The following is a 6,548-nucleotide window of genomic DNA, read 5'->3' on the forward strand; positions in this document are numbered from 1 at the left end:
ATGGCGGCGCGCTCCTGGTCGAAGGCGGGATCGAGGGCGCTGGCCAGCACGCGCTGTTCGAGGTCGGCGGGCGCCTGCGCGATCGGCAGGACGCTGAGCAGCCGGCTGAGCTGGATCCTGCTGTGCCCGACCCGCGCGGCGACGGCCTCGTTCAGCTCGGCACGCGACCCCTCGGCGAGCGCCGCGGCCTCTTCGAGGGAGATGCCGAGCACACCGGCGAGCTCGGTGTCGGTGAGCCCGTGCCGGATGGTGAGGTCGACGGCTTCGCGCTGACGTCCGCTGAGCTTGGCGAGCGCGGCGTGGGCGAGCTGCCGGGCGTCCTGGACCTTGCGGCGCTCGTTCTCGGACGTGAAGTGGTCGGGAGTCTCGGGGGCGGGCTTGCGCTGGGCGGGCCGCTCGCGCATCCGGCGGCGGCACTCGCGGCGCGCCAGGGCGTACAGCCAGCCGCGCAACTGGTCGGGTTCGCGGAGCTTGTCGGCGTGCGCCTCGGCCGACAGCATCACGTCATGGAAGATCGCGATCGCGGTCGGCTCGTCGCGCAGCAGCGCGTGGCAGTAGTCGAAAAGCTGGGGACCGTAGCGGTCATAGACGAGGGTGAGCGCCCCGGTAGAGTGCGCGCGCAGGGCCCGGACGAGCTCCATATCCTCGTGCGTGCGCGGATCGTCCACGCTCGGCCAACCGGACACCCCGGCCTCCCCCTCGATAGTCACTTCTTGATCCGTCATTGAGACGCCTCGAACGTTGCTCCGGTTGACATTAGTACGACCTGATAAGTCCAAGTACGCGGATCAGGTCGGAGCCGTCACACCGAAGCGGGGTGCGGCCAGCTTGGCCGCACCCCGCTCCGGAGCCGTTCAGCGCTCTTTGATCAGCACTTCTTCCCGGTGGAGGAGTCGCACATCCGCTTCGACACCGCCTGGAGGAAGATCTTGGAGATCTCGTCCGGGCTCTTCGGAACGTAGGCGGCGCCGCCGGTCGGCAGGGCGATCTGGCTCAGCAGGTTCAGCACCTTCTTGTCGGAGCCGATGCTGATCACGATGAGCTGGATGGGCTGGTCCTTGGTGACCAGCTTCTTCATCTTCTGCAGCAGCTGCGCGTGGCTGAGCCCGCCGTGCTTGTCGTCGTTGCCCACGCCGTCGGTGAACAGCACGATCGAGTTGATCCGGTCCTGCGCGTAGGTCTTGCGCATGTAGGAGTAGGAGCCGTAGATCGTGTCGTACAGCCCGGTGTTGCCGTTCGGCAGCACCTTGACGCTCAGCAGCGCCTGCTTGAGCCGGTCGACCTGGCTGGTGGCGCCGAACCGCTGGTTGAGGCTGGCGATCGGCACGACCTCCTTGTAGTCCTTCTTGCCGTCCAGGAGGTCGGAGAAGACCCAGACGCCGAGCTGGCTGTCGGGCTGGAAACTCTGCATCCCCTTGTCGGCGGTCGCCAGGATCGACTGCATCCGGCTCGGCTTGCCCGGCGCGATCGGCTCGCCCATCGTGCCGGAGATGTCGAGGATGGCCAGCATCCGCATACCGAGCGACAGCTTCGCCCAGTCCTGGGTCAGGTCGTAGATCTCCTGCGACGACACCGTCGGCAGCGGCGAGACGCGCTTGGCGGACAGCCCGGAGCCCTCGGTGAACGTCTCGGGGGCCCGGTGGTCGGTGGTCCGGAAGCCGAGCGCCTGGTACTTCTTGACGGCCTCGGGCGTGACGAGCGCCCGCTCCAGCTTGCGGGCGGCCTCGAGCTTGTCCTTGTCGGACGTCGCCAGCAGGACCGGGTAGTCCATGCTGACCATGCCCTCCTGCGGGTAGATCGCGACAGCCGGGTCCTTCGGCTTGGTGCCGTTGTACACCTGGACGCTCTGCTCCGGCGCGATCAGCAGCGGGAAGCGGCCGCGGGCGTCCTGGTGGAACCGCGCGTACATCTGCTGGATCGTCGGGCGGGTCGCCTTGCGGATCGTCTGCATGATGGCCGTGAAGATCGCGTTGGCGTTCTCGTCGCCCTTGAGCAGCATCTTCACCATCGAGATCGACGCCATGCCGGGGCCGGTGGTGTTCGGGCTGAGGACGCGCAGGTCGAGCATGTCGGCGTCGATGAGCTGGTTCTTGGTGACCGCTCCGCCGGGGAGCCCGCCCGCCGCGGACAGCAGGTTGTCCCAGGACGGGGTCTCCAGAACCCCCATCTTGTCGAGCGCGGTGTGCAGGGTCTTGGGAACCACCACGACGACGGGGCTCGTGGCGAGCTTCGTGTTGGTCGGGGTGACCGCGGTCGACGCCTTCATCTGGACCATGCCGGCCCACAGCGAGCTGTCGGGGATCCAGACGTCGGGCTTGGCGGCGCCGCCGCTGGACACGCCCTCACCGATGAGCTGCGTGCGCACCGTGGAGGGGTCGGCGACGGTGACCTTGGCGGTCGCGCAGGACTTCGCGTCGCTGGAGAAGTCGTCGGCGATCGCCTTGACGGCCGGCTGGATCTCCTTGACGACCGCGACGTTCAGCACGACCTTCTCGCCCGAGCAGCCGGCGCCCTTCTCCATGAACGCGTACACCGCGACGCCGATCAGCAGCGCGAGGCCGACCGCGCCGGCCATCGGGCCGATGAGCGCGCCGCGCTTGCGCTTCTTGCGGGCGCCGTAGCCGCCGGAGCCGTAGGCGTACTCGTCGCCGCTGTGCGCTCCGCCACCGCCGCCGACGCTCTCGCCGGGGCCGGTGGGGAAGGGGCGGTCGAACGAGGTTCCGCTGCCGCCGGGGACGGGCGCGGCGAGGAACCGGTCGTCACTCTGCGCGGGGCCGCCGTAAGCGGGTGCGCCGCCGTACGAGCCGCTCGCGCTCGGTGGACCGGCCGCCAGGCCGTTGCGGCCGTAGGAGTGGCCTCCAGGGTCGGACGCTCCGGTGAACCCCCCGCTGCCGAAGGACGGCCCCGAGGTCGAGGGGCGGTTCAGCCAGTCGGGCTGGGATCCGCCGGGCTCGGCCACGGGGTTGTCGTGTCCGCTCGCGGGCCCTGCGGCTCGCGGGCTGAACCAGTCGGTGCTGTCCGCGGTGGGGAAGTCCGAGGAGGAGCCGTATCCACCCTCGCCCGGAAGGTCGCCGGGGGGACGAGTCATGGTGCTCTCCGGGTTTCTGTTCGGGGGCCGCGCACGGGCGTGGGGGCGCCAGGCGGTGGTCGGAGGCACTTTAGCCGCATCACTCGGGTGTTACAAAGACGTGCAAACCGGTGATCTACCACCAGAAGCCGCTCTGTCCGTATTTATTTGCATTACTTGTCAGTAACTTAGGGGCCTGGGAACGCTTGCGGCGTGGGGCCGCAACTCTGTGGGGTCCTCGATCGTCCTTACCGACGTGAGCCAGGAAGCCGTAATCGAACCGTTGCGCGCGCGACGATCCACCACCAAGATCGTGTGGGGTGCGACGGCCCTCTGGGGGGCTTTCGCCGTCGCACGGCTGACCGGAGCCGACCGGATCCCCGGACTCGATCAGCTGGCCGTCCCGATCATCTCGATGACCCCCTACGCGGCGGCCACCTCGGTCATCCCCCTCGCGGCCGCGCTGCTGTCCAGGAACCTGCGCGCCGTCGCGGTCACCGGGATCGTGATCGCGGGGTTCGGCGCCGCGCTGCTGCCGCGCGCCCTCGGCGGCGGCGAACCCGCGGCCGATGGACCGGTCCTGCGGGTCATGACCGCCAACCTCATGTTCGGCGAGGCCGACCCGGCCGAACTCCTCACCCTGATCAAGGACCAGAAGGTCGACGTCCTGAGCGTCCAGGAGTTCACGCCGGACGCCCGTAATGGGCTCGCCGCCGCGGGCCTCAGGCTCGTCCTGCCCTACGAGGTCACCGACCCGCGCTGGGGCCCCGCCGGAACCGGCCTGTACTCCCGCTATCCGCTCACCGCCCTGAGCGCGCTGCCCGGCACCAAGTTCGCCGCCCCCCGGGCCGCGCTCGAACTCGACGGCCGCCGGATCGAGGTGACGGCCGTCCACCCGCCGCCCCCGCTCAAGACCGGCTACACCGACTGGAAGCGGGTCCTGAAGGCCGTTCCCGCGCCGGTCCGGGGCGGGCCCGTCCAGATCGTCACCGGGGACTTCAACGCCACCCTCGACCACGCCAGGTTCCGCGCCCTGCTCGACCGCGGCTACACTGACACCGCCGACCGGCGCGGCGAGGGCCTGACCCCGACGTGGGGGCTGTCGATGTTCGGCCCGCCCCTCACCCTCGACCACATCCTGGTGCCGGGGTCCGTGGCCGTCCGCTCCTACTCGGTCCATCCGCTGACCGGCACCGACCACCGGCCCGTCGTCGCCGGGCTCCAGCTCCCGTAGCGGCGTCCCGGCGGGCCGCGAGCTGCCCTAACGTGGGGGCATGGCGCACCACATCCGCATCACCGACCCGGCCGACCCCCGTATCGCCGACTACGTCGGGCTCACCGACGGCCAGCTCCGCCGCAGCCTGGAGTCGGCCGAAGGACTGTTCATCGCCGAAGGAGCCAAGGTCATCCGGCGCGCCATCGAGACCGGACACCCGGTCCGCTCCCTGATGATGACCGACAAATGGCTGGACTCGCTCGCCGACGTCCTGCCCGCCCTCGACGTCCCCATCTACCTCGTCTCCGACGCCCTCGCCGAGGCCGTCACCGGCTTCGCGGTCCACCGCGGCGCCCTGGCCTCGGTGGCCCGCAAACCCCTGCCCGCGGTCGCCGAACTCCTGCCCGCCGCCCGCCGCGTCCTGGTCCTCGAGGACCTGACCAACGTGACGAACGTCGGCGCGATCTTCCGCTGCGCCGCCGCCCTGGGCATCGACGCGATCATCCTTTCCCCCGGCTGCGCCGACCCCCTCTACCGGCGTTCCGTGAAGGTCTCCATGGGCGCCGTCTTCGCCGTCCCCTACGCCCGCCTGGACGACTGGCACGACGGCCTCAAACTCCTGCGCACCGAGGGCTACCGCCTCCTGGCCCTCACCCCGGCCCAGGACGCCGTCCCCATCGCCGAAGCAGAACTCGGCGCCCGCGTGGCCCTCCTCCTGGGCTCCGAAGGCGACGGCCTCTCCTCCCACTGGATCACCGAAGCCGACCAGGCCGTCGTCATCCCCATGAACCCCAAAGCCCTCACCCAAGGCGTCGACTCCCTCAACGTAGTAGCCGCCGCCGCCATCGCCTGCCACACCCTCACCACCCACTGACCTGAGCCCCGCCGAACGTTCTCCGGCACTAGATCATTACGATCGCTGGCACGACCTCCAGTGAATGGTCCCGACGGTGAGGATCAAGGCTGATCTCTCGCGGTTAGGCCGGAAGAGGATGTTTCGTGTTCGCACCAGTGATCAGGGTTCTCGGCCACGTTGAGCTCGGCGCCTCCCACGATCCACTGCCTCGGAAGCAAGCTCAGGTCATCGCACTACTTGCTCTGAACGTGAACCGTCCGGTCGCGGTGGAGCGGCTCGTCGCGGCGGTCTGGGAGCGGCCGACCGAGTCGAGCCGCGCCAACCTTCGGTCCCATGTCGCGATGTTGCGCAAGAGACTTGCCGGATCTGCGGTGATCTTGCGGCACGGTTCGGGTTACCTCCTCGACGTGGAACCTGCTCTGGTGGATGAAGCGAGGTTTCGGGGACTGGCCGCCGGCTCGCTTCGAGCCACCGGACCTGCTCAGGTCGTGCGCTACACCGGCGACGCTCTCGCTCTCTGGAGGGGGCCGGCTCTCGACGGGGTGCGTGGGACAACGGTGTTCGACTCGGCCGCGGCCGAGCTTGAAGAGGCGCGGCGAATGGTTCTGGCCCGGCATCTGGCGGCTCGGCTCGCGCTTGGTGAGCACGAGACGCTGATTCCGGCCGTTAGGGCGGAGATGTCGTTGGGGCCGTTGCAGGAGCAGTGGTACGTGCTGCTCCTGAAGATCCTCGCTGCTCTGGGGCGGGCGAGTGAGGGGATGGCCGTCTACACGGAACTCTGCGAACGAATGGCAGATGAGCTGGGCTTGATGCCTTCGGAAGAGGTTCGGACACTGTACGCCCGAATGGTGAGCGGTGACCGTCAGATGGGACGCCGGGTGTGCGGCAGGGGTCCAGCGCGTCGAGCCCGGCGTCCCTGTTCAGGTGACTAGCCGGCCATGCACATCCGGATGGCGTAGCCCTTCTTGCCGTTGTAGTTGACTACGGACCACCAGTCGCTGGTGGTCCCGCAGGCCGTATAGGTCTGGCCGTGTACGCGGGACGAGTCGCAGCTGCTGCCCCAGGCGTCGACCCAAGCGCCATTGGCATAGGAGCCGATGACGCCGGCGCTGCTCGTCGCGGCGGACCGGACGTTGACGCCGCTGGACGCGAACACCCTCCAGCAGTTGTTGACGAACGCCTGCGCGCCGGTCGCGGGCGTGATCGCGAACAGGGCACCTGCTGCCGTGGTGATGGTCGCGACAGCGAGAGTTCGGAATTTCATCTGTGCTCCTTGGAGAAGGGGAGACCGCAGGACTGACGATTGCGGAAACAACCTGTCATCAAGTCGCATCGGGGACGCATTGCCCCCGCATTGTTGGGGCTAGGCGCTGAAGCGGCCCTTGGGGGGGCGGCGGTGGGTGGGGGTG

Annotated in this window: 6 protein-coding genes; 3 read left to right on the forward strand and 3 right to left on the reverse strand. The window is 69.1% G+C overall.

From position 1 onward, the window contains the following. Together ACYVE7_RS26800 and ACYVE7_RS26805 are read right to left on the reverse strand one after the other, a co-directional pair. A partial coding sequence (locus ACYVE7_RS26800; RefSeq protein WP_460368350.1) for an RNA polymerase sigma factor occupies window positions 1–710 on the reverse strand: 710 nt, incomplete at its 3' end. Between the two features lie 158 nt (window positions 711–868). Then, on the reverse strand, window positions 869–3,088 hold the full coding sequence (locus ACYVE7_RS26805) for a substrate-binding and VWA domain-containing protein (protein WP_460368352.1): 2,220 nt from the start codon (window positions 3,086–3,088) through the stop codon (window positions 869–871). Between the two features lie 235 nt (window positions 3,089–3,323). Here ACYVE7_RS26805 and ACYVE7_RS26810 point away from each other — a divergent pair, with 235 nt between their 5' ends. From ACYVE7_RS26810 to ACYVE7_RS26820, 3 genes are all read left to right on the forward strand, one after another. Further along, window positions 3,324–4,301 carry an endonuclease/exonuclease/phosphatase family protein gene (locus ACYVE7_RS26810; protein WP_460368354.1) on the forward strand — a complete coding sequence of 326 codons (978 nt, stop codon included), beginning with the start codon at window positions 3,324–3,326 and terminating at the stop codon, window positions 4,299–4,301. 40 nt (window positions 4,302–4,341) lie between these two features. Continuing rightward, entirely contained in the window at window positions 4,342–5,157 is an 816-nt protein-coding gene (locus tag ACYVE7_RS26815) for a TrmH family RNA methyltransferase (RefSeq protein ID WP_460368355.1), read from the forward strand. A 125-nt stretch (window positions 5,158–5,282) separates the two neighbouring features. Then, window positions 5,283–6,071, forward strand: a complete 789-nt coding sequence (locus ACYVE7_RS26820; RefSeq protein WP_460368357.1) for an AfsR/SARP family transcriptional regulator — start codon at window positions 5,283–5,285, stop codon at window positions 6,069–6,071. Here the strand turns inward: ACYVE7_RS26820 and ACYVE7_RS26825 are convergent. Beyond that, complete coding sequence (locus ACYVE7_RS26825; RefSeq protein WP_460368358.1) at window positions 6,068–6,403, reverse strand: SH3 domain-containing protein; 336 nt, start codon at window positions 6,401–6,403, stop codon at window positions 6,068–6,070. The genes ACYVE7_RS26820 and ACYVE7_RS26825 overlap by 4 nt on opposite strands. Window positions 6,404–6,548: the final 145 nt, after the last annotated feature.

The sequence above is a fragment of the Actinocorallia lasiicapitis genome, from assembly GCF_054778695.1.

Coding starts and splice junctions, on each gene's coding strand:
- ACYVE7_RS26815 (WP_460368355.1), top strand. CDS start 4,342: ATGGCGCACCACATCCGCATCACCGACCCGGCCGACCCCCGTATCGCC.
- ACYVE7_RS26825 (WP_460368358.1), bottom strand. CDS start 6,403: ATGAAATTCCGAACTCTCGCTGTCGCGACCATCACCACGGCAGCAGGT.
- ACYVE7_RS26805 (WP_460368352.1), bottom strand. CDS start 3,088: ATGACTCGTCCCCCCGGCGACCTTCCGGGCGAGGGTGGATACGGCTCC.